Raw genomic sequence first — 18099 nt, 5'->3', positions numbered from 1 at the left:
GATTAGATGAAACAAAATGCCCTTCTGGCTTACTAGCTCAGAAGGGCATTTTTATTTCCCAAGATCTTCCCAGTGTTCATAGGCCTCATAGAGCAACTGCAGACCGCTGGATTTATCCTGGGCCTCTATCGCTCCTCTTAAGCGGGCAATACTTACGGTGAAATCATTGATCTCATTGCGTTCCGCACTAAACTGGACACGCTTAACGACTTTATCCCAGTCCTTAGATAAATTATCCCAATGATTCTTGGCTGAATCCCAATTTTCTGTTTGGATTTCTTGGATAATCTGCTCTATCCTTTCCGGTATCCCCATTTCATTTCCAAGTGGATTTTTCAAATAATTTCCGCTTTGCATTATGAGAACAAAGAACGCAATGGTAATTATCGGCATACCAATCACTAAAAACTTTCTCATTAATTTTCTCTCCTTAGTAAGGTCCTTTATAATCCCCTATGTCCACAGGATTTTGTAAGCGGTCCTCATAAAGATCGACATAAAGGCTGCCCGCGGGATTCAGGGAGGCAAAAAACACTTCCGATACATCCTTTATCCCTTGTTTTTTCAACTCTTTACGAAGCCATTTTTCATCTTTTTTAAGCTGCCTTAAATTTTGCTCAATAATTATACCATCATAGATCAGTTCAGAACTAATGCCTGAAAAAGAAGCTTTCATCTTCATATCCTTAGGAGTTAAAGGCAGATACTCCGGCTTTTGCAATACAGAGAGCTGGCCATTAGGTTCCAGTATGGCAAAATCCACTTGATTGGCATCGAAAATTCCTTTGTTGCGGAGAAGTCCCATAATCTCGGTTACACGATAGTTCATCTTTCTTAACACATTTTCCATAATCTTACCGTTCATAATGACGATGACCGGCTCCCCCTCTAAAACTTTAGCTGCATAAAGCCATTTCACCGTAATCTTTTCCATGATGTATCCCAGAGCAGCCCATGTTATCAAGGCCACCCAATGGGGCCACGCTCTGCTGGACAGATCGGTTGCTAACGAAGCCGCCATGGAGCCAATCGTAATCCCCAGTACATAATCAAAAAAAGTCAGCTGACTGATTTGAGATTTGCCAATAATTCTCGCAAAAATAAACAGGGAAAAGAACCCGATCAGCGAACGTACAACAACAACTAAACCCTCACTCATTTTTTCACCCTCGACATGTTCATTACTTACCCCTTATTATCCATTCATTAGCGCTGTTTTATTCTCTAATTTATTGATCAGAAATAATAATCTTTTTATCTTATAGTCGCGGGAAATCTAAAAACCCCCTAGGCCTGAGCTTAGGGGGGACAGCTTCACTATGGGTAAATGACACTTATTCATATGGAACTAAAAGATATGACTGAGAGGCATGATGATAATTCCGGCAAATGTAGCGAACAAGGCCAGGCGAGGGTGTCCGTATTGCCGGGAAGAGGGAATGAGTTCTTCAATGGCAATATAAATCATAATTCCGGCCACGATGGCGAAAATTGCCCCTAAGTTAAAGCCGTTGATGAAGGGACGAAGTACCAAAAAAGCCAGTAAGGCACCTAAGGGCTCCGCCATCCCCGATAGTAAAGTGTATTTAAAAGCGTCTTTCTTTTTTCCTGTAGCATAATATATGGGCATAGCCACGGTAATCCCTTCAGGTATATTATGCATACTAATAGCGACCGCTATGGAAATACCCATGGCTAAATCCTCATAACCGGCACTGAAGGTAGCTATCCCTTCCGGGAAATTATGAAACATGATAGCCAGCATGGAAACAAACCCCACGCGATATAGATTCTGATGAGGCTTATCCTTTTCGTTGGGGTCAGGCTCTTCGTGAGGAACAAAGTGGTCGATACCCAAAGCAAAGAGAATTCCGCACAATAAAAAGGCTACAGAAAGAACCAAGCCCCTTTTTTGTCCCATGTATAGAATTAAGGACTGTTGGCTCTGAGTCCATAAATCCAAAAACGAGACGGAAAGCATCACCCCGGCAGCAAAGCCCAGAGAAGCTGACAGGATCTTTTCGTTTTTTGATTTAGTGATAAAGATGATTAAAGCCCCTAATAAGGTAGCCATCCCTGCAATGAAGGACAATAAAAGTGCAATCAATGCGCGTTCGTCAAGCATTGTTATTCTCCTAAATCCTAAAATAGTTCGTAGCTTAACTAGTGTAAGGTCTATTATATCATTAGGATACAGGATTTTCTACGCTCAATCCTGGTTAAACAGTGTTACAGAGTAGCCATTCATAAATCCTGGAGAATTGACTTCCGGCCCTTTTTCAGGGCAGAGTAGTCAAGAAATGGCTGCCCATACTCCATAAAGGGCAGCCATTTTCAAGACATTTATTCTGATAATAACCGCTTCTCCCCGGTAATCGCTTGAATATCCTTGATATCCTGGGAAATTTCCATAATTCCCAGATATTCACCCTCTGCATTCCGTACTGCATAATAGCGAATCAAGACATATTTATCCCCCATTTTAATCCAAAAATCTTCATGGTCTTTCTTACCGGACCTAAGCTCTTCCACCACTTTTTCAACCACATGAACGCTGGCGGGGGGATGGCAGTTTTCTACTCTGCGTCCCAGTACGGTTTTAGCACGAGCGAAGATCCGCTCTTTTCCCTGAGTGAAGTATTTTACAGTGCCGTCACTGCCGACAAAGGTTATATCGAAAGGCAAGGTGTTCATCATTGCGTTGATCTCTTCTGGAAGCAATTTTCCGGCGTCAAGCTCTACATATCCATCTTGAATGGATCTATGATCCTGTTGACCGTCATTCCGAGCATTGCCCTGACCTTGAACATGGCTTGGCTTCCATACTCTTTGGGGCTCATCAATCAGACAATAGCCGATCTCACGGCCGGCTTCAGCAATAGCAGTCCACTCATCTTCAGAAAATGTCTCCAAAATCATGGGGAAAAGAATGTTTTCTTCTTTAAAGATCATCTCAGGAACCCGGGTTACTGCTTCTTTAGCTTTTTCCAGGATCTCCTCTTTATTGGGAGGTTCACTGCTCAGAAGTTTACGGGTTTCTTTAATGACTGCCCGGATTTCATCATCTACTCCCCACATGACTTTAGGGGGTGCTGTAATTCCGTGTTTTTCCATGATGGGGAAGAGGAGATTTTCCTTACGGCTATAGTGTTTGTCGATTTCCCACAAGCTCTGGAAAGCTGCGCTTAAAGTTTCCAAAGCTTCCCGATCACTGCTGGCTTCATAGCGTTCTAATTCAGGAGTAATGACATTTTTCAATAAAGCTTCCAATGCCTGATTTTCCAATTGAAAAGTATGGACAGGATGTCCCCCTTGCTCTTCACCTTTATCCGCTGTATGAATTTGCTGGACGGAGGTCCCCAGAACAGCTGCATGGACATCACAGAGGCGCTGGATCTCCTCCACCGGCATCCCTTCCTGAATGAGGGCTTGTTCCATCTGGGAGATTTCCGTTGCGGCAAGGCCTTCAATCAGTTGACCAAAACGTTCTTTTACTTCTTCTACAGGTTGACCGTTGTGCAATTCCATAATGAGCTCTTTTAATACTTTTTGACGATATCCGCGATTATTGATCAGTTCACTCATACTATTCACTCCTATTCAATAATTTCATAACCATTTTGCGCAAAGACCTCTTTTATATATTCCATGCTGATCTTTTTCATAGCCGCACCCTTTGGTACGGTCATAAAACGTCCGGCTGTATTAAGCATTCCTGGATTGGTGATATCCTTAAAGCCCAGTTCTTTCATGATTGCCACCGCTTCCGGGTTTGCGGAGCATATTTCGTAGACGGTCTTTGATAAATCGATGGTTTTCATAGCATCACTCTCCTACAAGACCAGCATAAGGCTTAGCAGCGATTCGATCTGTGATTTCACTCATACATTTAGATATTTTTTGCCTAGTCGCTAAAATCATACTTTAGATCTTGGTCTTTTCCCTATGAAGAAACCTCCATATGAAATAATAACCGGCTGCTGTGATTAAAGCCGTCAATGATCCGCTAAGCAGATCGGACATAGTGTCCTCTAGGCCTCCTTTCACCATTTTCACCGGCAATAGAATATCTCCCGTAAACTCAAACATTTCCCAAAGAGCACTGCAAGCGATGGAAAAACATAGTGAAAGTATCGCTAAAAACAGAGTGAACCTTGAATCCGATAGTTGGCTCACTTTTTTAAAATTAGATTGCATAATATACAAAGCAAATAGAACAGAGAGAACCCCAAAAGCTCCATGAAGAAAAATATCCCACCACCATAGCATTTGATAAAACTTCCTGATCTCCCCGAAATATTGAGCAAGAAAAATGAAAACAACCCCGGTCAAGAGAAATCCTGGCGGAAGCTTTAATTCCGCCCGATTGGCAAGATAGTTGAGTAAAAATGGTAGGATTAGGAGGGCCATTGCCAAAGCCGAGAGACCCAGATCCTCCCACTGCTTTCCCCATAATGCCGAAATCCCATTGATAAGGACAGTCATCTCAAAGATCAGCGCAATCACAACCGTAAATTTGCCAGTCTTATTCATTCCTCTTCTCCTTTAGCATAGCTCCATACGATGGCAAGCATATTATCTCAATACTATGTTTCCCTTGCATAGGGTTATAATTCCCGCACTTTTCTTTTACAATTTGCTCTATAAAGGATACAATAAGAGTTGTATAATGATAGGCAATAACTTAATTTGTCGAGCTAGACACAAAAGGAAGGTATCTATGACCATAGAGAACGAAAACTTGACTCGCTTGACCCTAGATGGCAAGGAAATTATCTTAATTGGTACTGCCCATGTGTCCAAGCAAAGTGCCGATTTGGTTAAAGAAGTGATTGAAGCAGAAAAACCCGACTCCGTCTGTATTGAGCTGGACGATCAACGCTATAAGTCCATTGTCGAAGGGGAACAATGGAAAGAAACTGATATCTTTAAAATCATTAAGGAAAAGAAGGCGACCCTGCTTTTAATGAACTTGGCGATTTCCTCCTTCCAAAAGCGTTTAGCCAAGGAATTTGGCACCAACGCCGGGCAGGAAATGCTGCAAGGGATTGAATCTGCCAAAGAAGTGGGAGCCGACTTGGTACTTGCTGATCGTAATATTCAAATCACCTTCTCCAGAATATGGCATAATGTTGGCTTCTGGGGAAAATGCAAGCTTCTCATGGAAATTATCCTCAGTATCTTTGATGATGAATCCATCTCCGAAGAAGAATTGGAAAAATTAAAATCTCAGGATATGCTCAATGGTATGCTCAAGGATTTCACAGAAAGCTTTCCCAAGCTTAAAACCCCATTGATCGATGAGCGGGATCAATATTTGTCCCAAAAAATCAAAGAAGCTCCTGGAGATAAAGTCGTAGCAGTATTAGGAGCGGCTCATGTTCCGGGTATCAGAGAAGAAATCCATAAAGAACATGATTTGAAGGCTTTAACTGAGCTCCCTCCCAAATCTATTGTCCCCAAAATTATCGGTTGGTCCATACCTGCCCTGATTATCGCCATCATTGCTTATACCTTTTACTCCAATCCTGATGCGGGAATTCAACAGACCCTGAGTTGGGTTCTGTGGACGGGCTCTCTCTCTGCCTTAGGAACTACTCTGGCCTTTGGTCATCCCCTGGCAATCGTGACGGCATTTCTTGCCGCCCCCATTGCGGCCTTGCATCCCCTCATCGCCGCCGGCTGGTTTGCAGGGTTGGTCCAAGCCTATTTCAAACGTCCTAATGTCAGGGATTTTGAGAACCTTTCCGAAGATATTCTCAGCGTCAAAGGCTTTTGGAATAATAAAGTGACGAGGATCCTCCTCACCGTCGTTTTTGCCAATATCGGCAGCTCCATGGGCACCTTTATTGGTGGAGCGGATATTGCCCGTTTATTTTTCCAGAATCTATAAAGGAAACTTACTTCAGGTGGAGTTGTGACTCCGCCTGAAGTTTAGTTGACTTATCCTCTCGAGGATAAAGGAAACTTGACTCATCCTCTCGAGGATAGAACCGGCCTATTAAACAGCGAAAGCCAAGAACCGCCTTCTACTATGGATGGCGTGGTTCTTGGCTTTCTTCATATTCTTCATCTAAACGTCTTTCAATTTCCTCATCCGTGAGATCAAATTCCCGGGCATAGTCTCTGGCCCGTTGACGTTGTTCATAGTAATATTGGCGGCGCCTTTCCCTTTCCTCATAGGGATCTGGATTTCTGCGTTGGCGATGGCGTATAGTCTTAAAAATCATATAACTTATCAATGAGGTCAAGAGAAGCATAAGTATGCTTTGTATAGGATTCCCGAATCCAAAACCAATGATCATCCCTATCACGTTCCTTCGCTCCAACCTTTATCAATAACCAGTTTCACTTCCATTAGCCAAGCGGAACTCTCCGACCTGGCGATCATAAATAAAAACTTCGCCGGTTTCGATCATATAGTGCCAGCCGCTAAGGAGAAGCTGCCTGCCCATGACCTTCTCATAAATATACGGGTAGGTCATTAAATGCCGCAATTGCTCCACCACATTGATCTGCTCCATCATCCATTCGCGGACCCTTGGTTCATCCTCCGGGAATTCTGTAAGGACTCTATTTCTTACAGATTCCATAAGCTCCAGCCACTTTTTAGTGTGGGGCAGCTCTTCCAGTTTATGCGGTGCATTTAAACTGGCTGAACAACCTCCGCAGTTTGAATGTCCGCAGACGATGATGTTCTCCACTCCCAGCATTTGTACGGCATACTCTATGGCTGAAGTAGTGCTTACATATTCTGTTGTTTCCCGATAAGGGGGAACAATATTAGCTACGTTGCGTACAATGAACAGCTCTCCGGGCAAGGTTCCCGTAATCATACTGGGATCGATGCGGGAATCTGAACAGGTAATAAAAAGGGTATGTGGTTTTTGGTTGTCCTTCAATTCATTAAAAAGTTGCTTATGAGTCTCGAAATCCCCATTGCGGAAATTCACGATCCCTTTCAATAGTTTTTCCGTATCGATCACTCTCCCTTAACACATTATACTATGATTCTATTGCAGGTGTAAAAAACTAAAAACAAAGCGTGTACGCCGCTTTGTTTTTAGCTGCTATGGTCTATATACTTTAGTATAATCCTGACTGGACAAAGCTCGGATAGTCTACAGGATTTTTGAGCAGTCCTTTTTCTTGAAGCCAGTCCAGAACCTTATTGACGTCCTTTTCTTCAGGAAGCTGTGGTTCAGAGTAATGCTGGACCTTGTAGGATGCGGCGATGCTTTCTGGTATGTTCACATTCTTAACCAGAAGCTCCTTATACTGATCCGGTGAGGCATTGATAGCCTGAACCCCTTTGGTATAGGCTTGATAATAACGGTTTAAGGCATCTTTCTTCTCGTTGAGGGTGTTACTGCGGACAATGGTCACCGATTGAGAAAGATTCTCCCCTTTAGTGTCTTCCGCAATGATTTTGGCACCTTCCGAAACCACGTAGGATATCTGAGGATCCGGTACCACAATAGCATCGATCTGATTGCTCAAGAGCATTTCCACACGCAGAGGGAGTTTCGCAACCGTCGTCTTATTGACTTCCGATGGATTGACTCCTCCTTCTAAAAGGAGCTTATCTGTAACGTATTCAATAATGGAATTGTTGGAGATGCCGATACTTTTTCCTTTTAAGTCGGAAACGGTCTTAACATTGCTGGCGGGTGAGGCTATAATGGCAAAACGTCCTTCCTCCGGTGTTGCGCCAAGGGCTATAGAAGTAACCCGCAGATCTTCTCCCGAGCTTTTAAGCAAAGCGGCAATCATGATATCCGTAATCATACCATCCAGCTGTCCCGTCTGAAAAGCACTTTGCAACTCCACCGGGCTCTGGAAAGGAATTAATTGGACCTCCAGATTCTGTTCAGCAAAATAGCCATTTTGCTGAGCAACCAATATAGGCAGATTTTCTTCAATATTCATGGACCCGATGGTTAATTTGTTCGTTGATTGGGGGTTTCCCGGGTTGGCGGTATTCTGTTGTCCGCATCCTGTGACCAGGGATAAGACAAGAACCAAGGTCAACAAAAAGCTGAAAAAGGATTTACGACCCATTAGATTTTCCTCCTGCTTATTTCAAAATATGAACTTAAGTTCATTTCTTGATTTCTATTAAACTCTCTTTTTTTATAAGTGTCAATAGTTTTTTAATAGAATTAGGTTATCCCTATTGTTATGGATTAACCCAAGAGCAGAAGAACTTTTCGCAGGTATCGAGCAGAAGATAGATAAAGAATCCCATTAAACCCATGGCGATGATCCCGGCAAACATTTTTTCATAGGCTAAACTGCTCCAGGAATTCATGATAAAATAGCCAATCCCCTCTTGAGTCGCATAAGTCTCCACTAAGAAAAGGATGGCCATTGCCGTTCCTAAGCCCAGTTTTAGTGAGGTCAGAATGGACGGAAGGCAGGCCGGAAAATAAACATGCCTATAAAGCTCCAGGGTTGAGGCCCGCAAGGACTCCACGGAGAGGACATATTCATGCTGCACATTACGTGCAGCATCCCTTGTCGTCACAACAATCTGATAGAAGACAATCAAGGTAATCATGACAATTTTAGAAACATCGCCAATTCCCAGTAAAATAAGAAAGAGCGGCAGGAATACCACTTTAGGTACGGGAAAAGTCAGGTAAAGAAAAGGAGCGGACAAGTCATCGGCCCGTTTGTTCTTTCCTAAAAATAAGCCAAGAGGGATTCCTAAAACAGCAGCCACAATCAAGCTGATTCCCACCCGATAAAGGCTCACCCGCAAATGGGGCATAAGGTCGCTAAAAAACAATTCCCCAAAGGATTGGAGGGCTTCCATGGGAGGGGGGAAGGCCACGGTCTGAAGAAGCATGGACAGTATCTGCCAAACAAATCCGATGAGGATTACTGTTACAAGGGTGGCCAACAGTTTGGAGGTGAAGGATTTTAAAGGCATGCCTCACACCTCCCACGCAGGCTTAAGCGCAAAGTGTTGCATACCTTAAGAAACTCCATTTTTCCCCGGGCTTCATAATCCCCTGCTAAAGGATTGTGGATCTCTTGGGTAATGGTTCCTGGACAAGGGGACATGACGAAAATCTTATGGCCTAAAAACACGGCTTCCTCAATATTATGTGTAATAATCAGGATAGTAAGCCCCGTCTCCTGCCAGACATTGAGAACCAAATCCTGCATCTCTTCCCGGGTCAGGGCATCCAGTGAAGAAAAGGGCTCATCCATAAGGAGAAGTTCCGGACTAAGCACCAAAGAACGTGCAATAGCCACCCTTTGCCTTTGCCCCCCGCTTAATTGAATAGGAAAACGCTTCCGTAGATGCAGCAAGCCTAACTGCTTGAGAATCTCTTCTGTACGTTGAGCGGCTTGAGCAACCTTTATTCCTTTTATCTGCAAACCCAGTCTGACATTATCCCATACCGTTTTCCAGGGCAAAAGTCCGTATTCCTGCAAAATCAAAGCAACCTCGTTGCTTTCTTTGGGGGGAGCGCCTTTTAAAAGAACGTTTCCCTGATAGTTCTTATTCAGGCCTGCCACCACACTTAAAAGGGTACTTTTGCCACACCCGGAGGGACCAATAATGGCTCCTATTTGTCCCTTGGGAAGATTTAAGTTGACATCCTTCAGGGCGGGGGTTAATTGACCGTGCTGGGAATAGACCACATTTAATGATTCAATTGCTAAATAATCCATACCTTTATCCTTCTTCATTAACTTTAAATCTCCCAATCCCGCGCATGTTGTAATCAATGAGCGTCTTATAGGCCAAATCAATATCCTTGGGTTCACCCTTGCCAATCCAGGAGAGAATGACTTCACGAAAGGTTCCCACAAAGGCTGTAGCGGTGACCTGGGTATCCTGCCAGGGAATCAAATGCTCCTCCATGAGCTCATCCAAATCAACCTTAGTCAAGCGGATCAAATCTTCTTCAATATCTGCGTATTTAGTGTTCAATGCCGTATGGATCTGCGGAAACTGTTCCAGAAGGATTTTGGCTAAGTACTTCTCTTTCAAAAACAAGTGAATACAAACTTCCATGGAGGCTTGCAGCTTGTCAAAGGTATTGCTGTACTGAGCCCGTTCCTGCTTGATTTTTGCCAATAATTCCGCATAGATCTCTTTAACAATCATGTCCACCAGGGACTCTTTATCGGTAAAATAAAGATAAAAAGTCCCCGTAGCGATTCCGGCCCGTTTGGCGATGGACTTAATGGAAACCTTGCCGATCTCTTCCTCTTCAGATAGGATTTCCTTCGCGGCTTTGATTATCCTTTTCCGACGCAATTCTTGTTTCTCAAGGACTTTATCCGTTTTATTGTAAACCATAACTAACTCCCTTTTTATAATGAAAACCCCGAAAACGCAGCTTACCTACCAGTACAAAAATGTCCATAAACTGAACTAGGATTCAATTTCTGGACAAATTGTACTCTTTATTATTTTTCCAGTCAAGTAGTAAACATAAGTTGATTTAGAATACCTGCGATATCATTGGAAACACCAAACAAACTACAGTTTAAAATAATTAGAAAAGGATTTATCAAGGAGACACCTAATTAATAAAGGAAAACCAAAGGGTTATCGGAGGTGCTTTATGATTTATGAAGGAGCTGTTTTTCGTCCTCCCAGTGAGGCTTCCAGCCTGATTCTGCAAGTCACTCTTGGCTGCCGCCATAATCAATGTACATTTTGCAGTATGTACAAAGGAAAAAGCTTTCGTATCCGCAGTATTGAGGAGATTATGACCCTTATTGATGCCGGATATAGGGCCTATCCCCATACAGAACGAATTTTCCTCGCCGATGGTGATGCACTGGCCATTGAAACAGATGTATTGGCTAAAGTCCTGCAAACACTTTATCAGCGTTTTCCCCGCCTGAAACGGGTAGGTATTTACGGAGGGCCCAAGGATATCCTGGAAAAAAGCCCCGAAGAACTTGCCCTGCTTAAGGAGCAAGGGTTGAGCATCGTCTATCTGGGGGTGGAAAGCGGCAGCGGGACGATCCTTAACCTTATCCATAAAGGAGTCACCCCTGAGGAAATGATCAATGCTGGTCAAAGAATTGTGGCCAGCGGGCTGAAATTATCCTGTACCATTATTTTGGGGCTTGGGGGCAAAGAACATTCCCAAGAACATGCCGTTGAGACCGGAAAAGTCATCAGTGCTATTGATCCCCACTACCTGGGAGCTCTCACCCTCATGCTGGCACCGGATGCTCCCCTCACCCAAAAGATACAATCCGGCGAATTTACCCTTCTCAGCAAATGGGAAAGTCTGATCGAGCTGGAACTCATGGTTCAAGGCTTAAACTTAAAGGATTGCTTGTTCCGCAGCAATCATGCTTCCAACTACCTCCCTCTCAAGGCCCATCTTCCCCATGATAAAGAGGTGCTTTTATCCACCTTAAAGGAAGTCATCGAGGACAATCGAGAAGAAGCCTTAAGGCCGGAATACTGGCGAGGGCTCTAAAAATAAAAATCCTAGCAAGGCATGCTGCTTTTGCTAGGATTTTTTAGGGTTATTCCATCAATACAGAAGGGGTTTGAAGATTATCGGTTCTGTTTTCTATTAACCCGATATAGGCTTCTTTATATTTTACTGCAATAAGCCCTATTGATATCCCTATAAACATCAGACCGCTAAAGATAACCATACTATCATCTCCCTGAGTTGTATTCTATAAGCATTTTACTGTTTAAGCTGCGACAGTTGTAATTCTATATAAATAGTATCACCATTTGCGGCAATAAAAAAGACTGCCTAAAAATGTCAGGCAGTTCCCTATAATCTGTATTATTCGAAAGTTAATACAACTATCCAATTGATGTGTAAACGCACTTTATTGTGCTAAATATCTCCTATAGTGCTAAAGCCGCTTTCCTTTTTTGATGAGGAGAAACCAATTTTTAGATTCTTGACGCATGAGAAAGTAAACCGCTAAAACTTGGATAGACATATCGATAAACTGCAGCAATCCATTTAAAGGGGTCATAACAAAAACAGCAAGCAATTGAGGCAAATAAACGAGGAAGGTGACCAGGGTTAAGATGATATAAAATTTACGTGCCCAGTCTTTATTCTGGGAAACATGATATACAAAATATATATTAATCAGAACACCTAGGAATATAAGGTAAATATAAGCTTGAAAATAGTCTTGACCCGGAGCAGTAGGGATATTAAGATATCCGACCAAGGCCCCTAGAGCTGTAGCAGTGAGCATTAACTTTATAGCATAGTCGACCTCTTTAGGCCGAATCACTACCGGTGAATAGATCTCTTTCGCCATACAACTCCCTCCTCATTCGAAAGCTTGAAAAGAAATACTCTCATCAGCGGCATAGGCTTCAACTAAAATTTGTACAGGATGGACGACTTGAACATCAGAGCCGGCTTGCTTCAGTCCATAACCTAATTGCATAGTGCAGGTCGGGCAGGACGTTGCGACAAAATCCGGATTAACAGCCAGGGCGGCGTTAATCTTTTTTTCTAAGACTTTCATGGACAGGTCATGATGCATCACTGTAAAGCTTCCGGCGGAGCCACAGCAGCGGTCTGCATTTTTCATTTCTACAAATTCTACACCTGGAATTTGGGTGAGGACTTCCCGCGGTTCCTTGAATATTTTTTGTGCCCTTTTGAGATGGCAAGGATCATGGTAAGTCACTCTAATCTTACGTTCTTTTTTACCAGGTCGGATTCCCGTTTTCTTCACAAGGAATTGACTGAGATCCCAAGTCTTTGCAGACAACTGCCTGGCCATTTCATATTCGTATTCCCCTTCCGAAAAAAGATGAGGATACAGCTCTTTAAAGGTTGAGGAACAGGATGCACAGTCAGATATAATCGCGTCATAATCTTCTTTGAATAGAATCTCCATGTTGTGCTTCGCCATCTCTTTTGCCGTAGCTAATTCGCCATAAGCCATATGAGGCATTCCACAACATTTTACCCCTTCCACTGTAACGACTTCACACCCGTTATAGCTCAACACCTTTACTCCTGCCACAGGAACATCCGGATAGATATGGTTGGTGGCACAACCTAAGAAATATGCAACTCTAAATCTCTTTTCCCCTTGGGCTGGGGTTACCACGGGAATACGCGAACGAGCCGGTTTTTTATTCACATCCGGCATTATCTTTGCACAAGCATTTAACTTCTTGGGAAGGAGATCAAAAAGCTTCGTCTTACTTAGAGCGCAGTGTAAGCCTGCTTTTTGATAAAGCCCGGCTAAGGACATGCTGGCATAAAGCAGCCCCGGACGGGTTAAGAATCCTTTGAGCAGTGCTCCTTTCATAGCAGGCTGTCTCATCACTTCATGGAGATAATTGCGGGAAGCCATGATAATCTCATCGGTGATCACACCGGAGGGACATTCTACGGCGCAGGTCTTGCAGAGCAGGCATGTATAGACAATCTCCGCTAACTCCGGGGTGGGCTTAATCTTGCCCTCCTGAAGTTGCTTAATGAGAGCCAGTCTTCCTCGGGGAGCGCCATATTCTCCCTTAATCTCGGCAAAGAGGGGGCAATGGGCGCGACAGGTCCCGCATTTGACGCATTTCTTAAGTTCTTCCGCAAAGTTTAAATGGTACGCAGATTGCATCTTAACCCCTCCCCAGCGTCCATATTTTCCCGGGATTCATAATGAGTTTGGAATCGATAGCTTTTTTAATAGACCACATGACATCGAGAGCAATTCCATGCTCTTCCTGCATATACGGAACTCGTGCAAAGCCTACCCCGTGTTCTCCAGTTGTTGAACCACCCATTTCTAAGGCCAGGCGATGAATAGCTTCAGCCACTTTATGAGTTCTTTCCACTTCATCCGGATTTAAAGGATCCATGATCGGTGCAGTATGCATATTGCCATCCCCAATATGACCATAGATCACCACGGGAATCTCGTATTCAGCACCTATATTGCGAATAGCTCTTAGGGCTTCAGGAACTCTGCTAATGGGAAAGCAAACATCTTCACCGGCAAATATCCGTGTTTTTCCTTCCATGAACCGTGCAGAAGCTGCCCCTATAACCGCTCTCCCTTGCCAAAGCTTCGCCATACGGTCCGCATCAGTGGCCCACTCCACACTGGAAGCTCTTTTTTCAGCTATCGCCTTAACTTGGGCCCCTTCCTCCATGACCGCTGCCTTTGACCCATTAATCTCAAAGAAGATGGCTGCTTCCATTTCAGGAATGTTCAAATCAGGTTTAAACTTATTGGCGCAGCGGATTCCCCCATCGTCGAGGATTTCGATTCCAGAAGGTATCAAACCAGCCTTAAAGACATCAAGAACAGTCAGGGCACTATCTTCGAGCTTCTCAAAAAGCGCTAACATAATTCCACGCGATTGGGGCTTAGGCAGAACCTTCAAACGGATTTCCGTAATGACACCCAAAGTCCCTTCAGAACCACAATAAAGCCGGGTTAAGTCAATACCGGAAACGCTCTTTAAAGCTTTAGATTTTAAACCGCCGGTTTTCATGACCTCCCCGTTAGGCAGGACCACTTCTAAGCCCAGAACATACTGAAACGTTGCTCCATATTTTACCGCCCGCAAGCCACTGGCATTGTTACAGACCATCCCCCCCACTGTCGCCATTTTCGAACTTCCAGGGTCCGGCGGAAAAAATAGCCCATAGGGGGACAAAGCATCATTTAAATCCGCATGAACAATTCCCGGTCTGACAATCACCTGCATATTCGCATCATCGATCTCAACGATACTGTTCCATCCGGAAAGATCGAGAACAATGCCCCCGTTAATAGCTACACTACCGCCCGTTTGACCGCTTCCTGCTCCTCTGGGAGTTACCGGAACTTCGTTTTCCCAGGCATACTTCATCAACCGGGATACATCTTCTGTACACTCAAGACAAACAACCACGTCCGGATAATATTCTGTTTGCTGAGAAACAAAGGAACTGTCATAGGTGTAACAATAACGTTGAAGCTCACTCTTGAGCACTCTCTCTGGTTTAAACATCCCTTCCAGGTCTTGAATAAGCTGTTCTTTTGAAACCATAGACTCTCCCTCCTAGAATATTCAGTGTGTAGAATTTTAAACTACTGCCGGGGTTCCGAGATTTTTCCCCTAAGGGCTGATTGGGCAACGGTCAAGGGGGAAGCTAAATAAATCTCAGCATCTTCTGAGCCAATCCGTCCCGGTGAGTTTCTAATGGTCGTTGTAATGGCTGTATCCCATGGCGAAAGCAATCCGAAGTGCTTGCCTGGGCATGGACCGCAGCCGGGTGGCATAATGACTGCACCACTGCTGCGTAGGATCGTGGAAAGGCCTAGTTCATCCATTTTGTTAGCCACAGTTCTTGAAGCGGGAGTAATTATTAACGTAACTTGAGGATGGACCGTTTTCCCTTCCAGTACAGAAGCACACACTTTCATATCTTCTAAACGGCCGGCTGAACAACCGCCGATTATAGCTACTGTGATGTTTCTCCCTTTTAGATTCTTTACCGGTAAGACGCTTGTTGGCGCCGGTGGTACAGCAATCATAGGTTCCAGGGAACCGGCATCAATGGTAAAATCTAATCCTTCCCCTTTTTCTGGGGTAGGTATGATAAAGGCAGTAACGACTCCTCCTTCTGGAAGTAAATTGCATAATGCCATTTTGGAATCCATACTAGCCTGCTCGAAATAAGAGCCTGATAAAGCCACCGCTTTCCCTTTGATCTCCCCACTAAGGGTTCCGAGAATTTTTAATGCGATATCCCGAGCTGAAACATTGGCCCGTGGATTATTTTCTATGGTAATGTTCACTAGTTCAGGAACGATTAATGTAAAATAACCTGTTTCCAGCGGTGTAATAAGTTGTTCAGCTGAGAGGGAAAAAGCAAGGACACCAAAAGCTCCCGCTGTAGCCACATGTCCATCCGCCCCCACGATGATCATTCCAGGTGATAAAGTCTCTTCTTCAGCGAGAACTTGATGCAATACCCCTTCACCATGGGTATACAACTTAAGGTCTTTCTCTTTTCCTAACTGATAAAGTTCTTGATGAAACATCCGGTCTGAGATCGATGGGGCCGGATAAGCATGGTCCAGTGTGACCACTACCTTAGCCTGATCAGCCAATTTGTAACCAGAGTTCTTCCAGGCTGTTAAAACCTTGGGCCATGTACCATCATGTCCGAGAATGAGATCCGGCTTGAGTTTAATGTCTTGCCCGGCAACGACATTCGGCAGAGAAGACGCTTTAGCTAATGACTGATAAAAAAAGTTCAAATCAATTCCCCCTCTTCTTAAAAAGTGCATTGGTTGGCTAGTTCCGATTGTGTATTCAAGGGGAGCCCCCCTATGCAGGGGGGCTAAATACCAGTGCTTTCTACGCGAGACCAAGAACCGTAAAGAGCAACCAACAAAGTATTGCGCCAAAGACCGACATGGAAAGACCCCAAATCATCATCCCCTTGAAAAGAGGCTTAGAATCAACGGAATCCGGAGCACCCGAGATAAAGACCGCTCCTGTCGTGGAAAGTGGACTCATATCGGTGAGGTGACCTGCCACCACAATCGTTGTGATTAATGCCGGCAGCGCCGAAGGATCTGAGCCGATTTTTTCCAGGAGAAGGGGAGCCATGGGCAAGAACGCAGGCATAATAACTCCTGAAGTGCTGGCATAAGCAGATACTATGGCTGAGAAGAAACCAACCACCAAGGTTGCTGTAAACGGTGTTGAAAAATTGGCCATGATTTCGGCGAAGAGTTCGATTCCGCCGATGTCTTGCATGAGACCAACCAAGACGCTAACCCCTGTGACCAGAATAATTGCTCCCCAGGGCATGGCCTTAAAGGCAGACTTTTCATCAGCACAGTTCATTAAGATCAGGATAGAGCCCAGTAGGAACGATACTAATCCGATATCAAGCTTGAAGCCGATAACACAGATAATCAAGATCCCGACTGCCCCAAGAGTTGCTTTTTGAGCAAAATTGAAAGGTTCAACCACCATTGCGGCTAATACTTTAGCAGGGCTATTGGTATCATGGCGTACTTTCCAAAGCTTTCTTCCCCCAAAAAGGAAATAAGCAACTCCTGCAACCAAGATATGGACGAGCAGCATGCTGATCCACATACTTATGGCCATATCCGTGATCCCCATTCCGGCCAGAACGCTGTTCCCGACGATTCCATTGGGTGCAAGGGGAGACATAGCACCGGCTTGGGCACCGTTTCCTACCACAAGCGCCATAAGAAGTGGGGGAATCCCGACTTCAGCGGCAAGAACCATGACAGGAGCAGCCATCAGGGCAGAAATTGAAATCTGTCCCGGGCCAATTGAGGAAAGAATGAAGGCAAGAAAGAAAAGCACGATTGGGATTATGGCCACATTCCCTTTGGCCGATTTAACGGTATACTTTGTAATCTTATCCAAAGTTCCATTGACTTGGGCGATTCCAAAAAGGAAGGTTACCCCGGCCAGCATAATGAACAAACTGACAGGATACGCTTTAATAAGCTCTTTAACCGGAACACCACCGATCAAATGCCCAATGACAAGAGTTAAACCCAGGGCCAAGGTTCCCAGGTTTGTATTTCTCCAGATGGATACAATAATAGCTAATACCAAGGCGACTAGAGACAGTACATCCATATTGCTCGCTAGAAAATCCAACATACTACTCCCCCGCAATTTTATTTTTTAGCATTTCAGTTTGCCTATAGTACACTATGTTCTTTAAGCGCTCGCATCAATTCATCTTCACAATCTGCTCCACCCTTGACATTTGAGTCGAAGGGGATAAATCGGTAATTGTCGGCTTTCTCTCCCAAAACTTCGGCTGTAACTCCAAGAGCCATGACCAGGCCATTAGGTTTTAATCCCTTGGTTACATCACTTACTGCAAATAAGCTATTATCCAGTACTACGATAACATCTGGAGTGGTCTCATGTTCTGAGCGTTCAATAATGACCTTTTCAGAAATTCTTATGGTAGAGTTGGTGGGATTGCCAGGTCGAAATGCTCCAAATCCATCAAACACCTGGACATGTTTACCTTCGGCCATAAGCTGTTTTCCTATTGTTCTGGTTATTTTTCCTACAGGCTGCCCAAAACGCCCCAAGAATTTTATTTCGATCATGGA

General features: G+C 44.2%; 21 protein-coding genes. 2 read left to right on the top strand and 19 right to left on the bottom strand.

The window, feature by feature from the left end:
* Positions 1 to 51: 51 nt before the first annotated feature.
* The 6 genes from DESPCE1_RS0110595 to DESPCE1_RS0110570 form a co-directional block, all read right to left on the bottom strand.
* On the bottom strand, positions 52 to 417 hold the full coding sequence (locus tag DESPCE1_RS0110595; protein WP_014793993.1) for a DUF4363 family protein: 366 nt from the start codon (positions 415 to 417) through the stop codon (positions 52 to 54).
* A 13-nt stretch (positions 418 to 430) separates the two neighbouring features.
* A complete protein-coding gene (locus DESPCE1_RS0110590; protein ID WP_019850462.1) occupies positions 431 to 1159 on the bottom strand; it encodes a DUF421 domain-containing protein in 729 nt (242 codons plus the stop codon).
* 189 nt (positions 1160 to 1348) lie between these two features.
* Entirely contained in the window at positions 1349 to 2125 is a 777-nt protein-coding gene (gene zupT / locus DESPCE1_RS0110585) for a zinc transporter ZupT (protein ID WP_019850461.1), read from the bottom strand.
* A gap of 218 nt (positions 2126 to 2343) precedes the next feature.
* On the bottom strand, positions 2344 to 3585 hold the full coding sequence (locus DESPCE1_RS0110580) for a DUF438 domain-containing protein (RefSeq protein ID WP_019850460.1): 1242 nt from the start codon (positions 3583 to 3585) through the stop codon (positions 2344 to 2346).
* 11 nt (positions 3586 to 3596) lie between these two features.
* A complete protein-coding gene (locus DESPCE1_RS0110575; protein WP_014793989.1) occupies positions 3597 to 3821 on the bottom strand; it encodes a DUF1858 domain-containing protein in 225 nt (74 codons plus the stop codon).
* Positions 3822 to 3924: 103 nt separating this feature from the next.
* A complete protein-coding gene (locus DESPCE1_RS0110570; protein WP_014793988.1) occupies positions 3925 to 4533 on the bottom strand; it encodes a hypothetical protein in 609 nt (202 codons plus the stop codon).
* A gap of 187 nt (positions 4534 to 4720) precedes the next feature.
* Between DESPCE1_RS0110570 and DESPCE1_RS0110565 the strand changes: the two genes are divergently transcribed.
* Positions 4721 to 5893 (top strand): TraB/GumN family protein, encoded by a 1173-nt coding sequence (locus DESPCE1_RS0110565; RefSeq protein WP_014793987.1) that lies wholly within the window; start codon positions 4721 to 4723, stop codon positions 5891 to 5893.
* Positions 5894 to 6032: 139 nt separating this feature from the next.
* Here DESPCE1_RS0110565 and DESPCE1_RS0110560 read toward each other — a convergent pair whose 3' ends face one another.
* The 6 genes from DESPCE1_RS0110560 to DESPCE1_RS0110535 all read right to left on the bottom strand — a co-directional run bounded on the left by DESPCE1_RS0110560 (position 6033) and on the right by DESPCE1_RS0110535 (position 10321).
* A complete protein-coding gene (locus DESPCE1_RS0110560; RefSeq protein WP_172637653.1) occupies positions 6033 to 6305 on the bottom strand; it encodes a hypothetical protein in 273 nt (90 codons plus the stop codon).
* Positions 6306 to 6335: 30 nt separating this feature from the next.
* Positions 6336 to 6986 (bottom strand): carbonic anhydrase, encoded by a 651-nt coding sequence (locus tag DESPCE1_RS0110555; RefSeq protein ID WP_014793985.1) that lies wholly within the window; start codon positions 6984 to 6986, stop codon positions 6336 to 6338.
* A 100-nt stretch (positions 6987 to 7086) separates the two neighbouring features.
* Complete coding sequence (locus tag DESPCE1_RS0110550) at positions 7087 to 8061, bottom strand: ABC transporter substrate-binding protein (protein ID WP_019850458.1); 975 nt, start codon at positions 8059 to 8061, stop codon at positions 7087 to 7089.
* A 118-nt stretch (positions 8062 to 8179) separates the two neighbouring features.
* Positions 8180 to 8935 (bottom strand): ABC transporter permease, encoded by a 756-nt coding sequence (locus DESPCE1_RS0110545; protein WP_019850457.1) that lies wholly within the window; start codon positions 8933 to 8935, stop codon positions 8180 to 8182.
* Entirely contained in the window at positions 8926 to 9705 is a 780-nt protein-coding gene (locus DESPCE1_RS0110540) for an ABC transporter ATP-binding protein (protein WP_019850456.1), read from the bottom strand. Before DESPCE1_RS0110540 ends, DESPCE1_RS0110545 begins: the two co-directional genes overlap by 10 nt.
* The gene (locus tag DESPCE1_RS0110535; RefSeq protein ID WP_014793981.1) at positions 9692 to 10321 is read right to left on the bottom strand and encodes a TetR/AcrR family transcriptional regulator; all 630 of its coding nucleotides are present in this window, start codon (positions 10319 to 10321) and stop codon (positions 9692 to 9694) included. The genes DESPCE1_RS0110540 and DESPCE1_RS0110535 overlap by 14 nt, the downstream gene beginning before the upstream one ends.
* A 268-nt stretch (positions 10322 to 10589) precedes the next feature.
* Here DESPCE1_RS0110535 and DESPCE1_RS0110530 point away from each other — a divergent pair, with 268 nt between their 5' ends.
* Entirely contained in the window at positions 10590 to 11465 is an 876-nt protein-coding gene (locus DESPCE1_RS0110530) for a radical SAM protein (protein ID WP_019850455.1), read from the top strand.
* Positions 11466 to 11514: 49 nt separating this feature from the next.
* Here the strand turns inward: DESPCE1_RS0110530 and DESPCE1_RS24000 are convergent, their stop codons facing one another.
* From DESPCE1_RS24000 to DESPCE1_RS0110495, 7 genes are all read right to left on the bottom strand, one after another.
* Entirely contained in the window at positions 11515 to 11649 is a 135-nt protein-coding gene (locus DESPCE1_RS24000) for a hypothetical protein (protein WP_019850454.1), read from the bottom strand.
* Between the two features lie 213 nt (positions 11650 to 11862).
* The gene (locus DESPCE1_RS0110520; RefSeq protein WP_019850453.1) at positions 11863 to 12285 is read right to left on the bottom strand and encodes a hypothetical protein; all 423 of its coding nucleotides are present in this window, start codon (positions 12283 to 12285) and stop codon (positions 11863 to 11865) included.
* Between the two features lie 12 nt (positions 12286 to 12297).
* Positions 12298 to 13602: a (Fe-S)-binding protein gene (locus DESPCE1_RS0110515; protein ID WP_019850452.1), complete on the bottom strand. Its 1305-nt coding sequence runs from the start codon at positions 13600 to 13602 to the stop codon at positions 12298 to 12300.
* Between the two features lies 1 nt (position 13603).
* Positions 13604 to 15022: an FAD-binding oxidoreductase gene (locus tag DESPCE1_RS0110510; RefSeq protein WP_014793976.1), complete on the bottom strand. Its 1419-nt coding sequence runs from the start codon at positions 15020 to 15022 to the stop codon at positions 13604 to 13606.
* A gap of 41 nt (positions 15023 to 15063) precedes the next feature.
* The gene (locus DESPCE1_RS0110505; RefSeq protein ID WP_019850451.1) at positions 15064 to 16239 is read right to left on the bottom strand and encodes an aconitase family protein; all 1176 of its coding nucleotides are present in this window, start codon (positions 16237 to 16239) and stop codon (positions 15064 to 15066) included.
* 100 nt (positions 16240 to 16339) lie between these two features.
* Positions 16340 to 17632 (bottom strand): SLC13 family permease, encoded by a 1293-nt coding sequence (locus tag DESPCE1_RS0110500; RefSeq protein WP_014793974.1) that lies wholly within the window; start codon positions 17630 to 17632, stop codon positions 16340 to 16342.
* 41 nt (positions 17633 to 17673) lie between these two features.
* A complete protein-coding gene (locus DESPCE1_RS0110495) occupies positions 17674 to 18096 on the bottom strand; it encodes a 2-oxoacid:acceptor oxidoreductase family protein (RefSeq protein ID WP_019850450.1) in 423 nt (140 codons plus the stop codon).
* Positions 18097 to 18099: the final 3 nt, after the last annotated feature.

It is taken from the genome of Desulfitobacterium sp. PCE1, assembly GCF_000384015.1.
GTDB classification, from domain to species: Bacteria; Bacillota; Desulfitobacteriia; order Desulfitobacteriales; family Desulfitobacteriaceae; genus Desulfitobacterium; species Desulfitobacterium dehalogenans.
Note: the sequence above shows the minus strand (reverse complement) of the source record. Positions and strands in the feature narration are given on the sequence as shown.

Coding starts and splice junctions, on each gene's coding strand:
- zupT (WP_019850461.1), bottom strand. CDS start 2,125: ATGCTTGACGAACGCGCATTGATTGCACTTTTATTGTCCTTCATTGCA.
- DESPCE1_RS0110495 (WP_019850450.1), bottom strand. CDS start 18,096: ATGATCGAAATAAAATTCTTGGGGCGTTTTGGGCAGCCTGTAGGAAAA.
- DESPCE1_RS0110570 (WP_014793988.1), bottom strand. CDS start 4,533: ATGAATAAGACTGGCAAATTTACGGTTGTGATTGCGCTGATCTTTGAG.
- DESPCE1_RS0110590 (WP_019850462.1), bottom strand. CDS start 1,159: ATGAGTGAGGGTTTAGTTGTTGTTGTACGTTCGCTGATCGGGTTCTTT.
- DESPCE1_RS0110535 (WP_014793981.1), bottom strand. CDS start 10,321: ATGGTTTACAATAAAACGGATAAAGTCCTTGAGAAACAAGAATTGCGT.
- DESPCE1_RS0110595 (WP_014793993.1), bottom strand. CDS start 417: ATGAGAAAGTTTTTAGTGATTGGTATGCCGATAATTACCATTGCGTTC.
- DESPCE1_RS0110565 (WP_014793987.1), top strand. CDS start 4,721: ATGACCATAGAGAACGAAAACTTGACTCGCTTGACCCTAGATGGCAAG.
- DESPCE1_RS0110580 (WP_019850460.1), bottom strand. CDS start 3,585: ATGAGTGAACTGATCAATAATCGCGGATATCGTCAAAAAGTATTAAAA.
- DESPCE1_RS0110515 (WP_019850452.1), bottom strand. CDS start 13,602: ATGCAATCTGCGTACCATTTAAACTTTGCGGAAGAACTTAAGAAATGC.
- DESPCE1_RS0110550 (WP_019850458.1), bottom strand. CDS start 8,061: ATGGGTCGTAAATCCTTTTTCAGCTTTTTGTTGACCTTGGTTCTTGTC.
- DESPCE1_RS0110560 (WP_172637653.1), bottom strand. CDS start 6,305: ATGATCATTGGTTTTGGATTCGGGAATCCTATACAAAGCATACTTATG.
- DESPCE1_RS0110510 (WP_014793976.1), bottom strand. CDS start 15,022: ATGGTTTCAAAAGAACAGCTTATTCAAGACCTGGAAGGGATGTTTAAA.
- DESPCE1_RS0110530 (WP_019850455.1), top strand. CDS start 10,590: ATGATTTATGAAGGAGCTGTTTTTCGTCCTCCCAGTGAGGCTTCCAGC.
- DESPCE1_RS0110500 (WP_014793974.1), bottom strand. CDS start 17,632: ATGTTGGATTTTCTAGCGAGCAATATGGATGTACTGTCTCTAGTCGCC.
- DESPCE1_RS0110545 (WP_019850457.1), bottom strand. CDS start 8,935: ATGCCTTTAAAATCCTTCACCTCCAAACTGTTGGCCACCCTTGTAACA.
- DESPCE1_RS24000 (WP_019850454.1), bottom strand. CDS start 11,649: ATGGTTATCTTTAGCGGTCTGATGTTTATAGGGATATCAATAGGGCTT.
- DESPCE1_RS0110540 (WP_019850456.1), bottom strand. CDS start 9,705: ATGAAGAAGGATAAAGGTATGGATTATTTAGCAATTGAATCATTAAAT.
- DESPCE1_RS0110520 (WP_019850453.1), bottom strand. CDS start 12,285: ATGGCGAAAGAGATCTATTCACCGGTAGTGATTCGGCCTAAAGAGGTC.
- DESPCE1_RS0110575 (WP_014793989.1), bottom strand. CDS start 3,821: ATGAAAACCATCGATTTATCAAAGACCGTCTACGAAATATGCTCCGCA.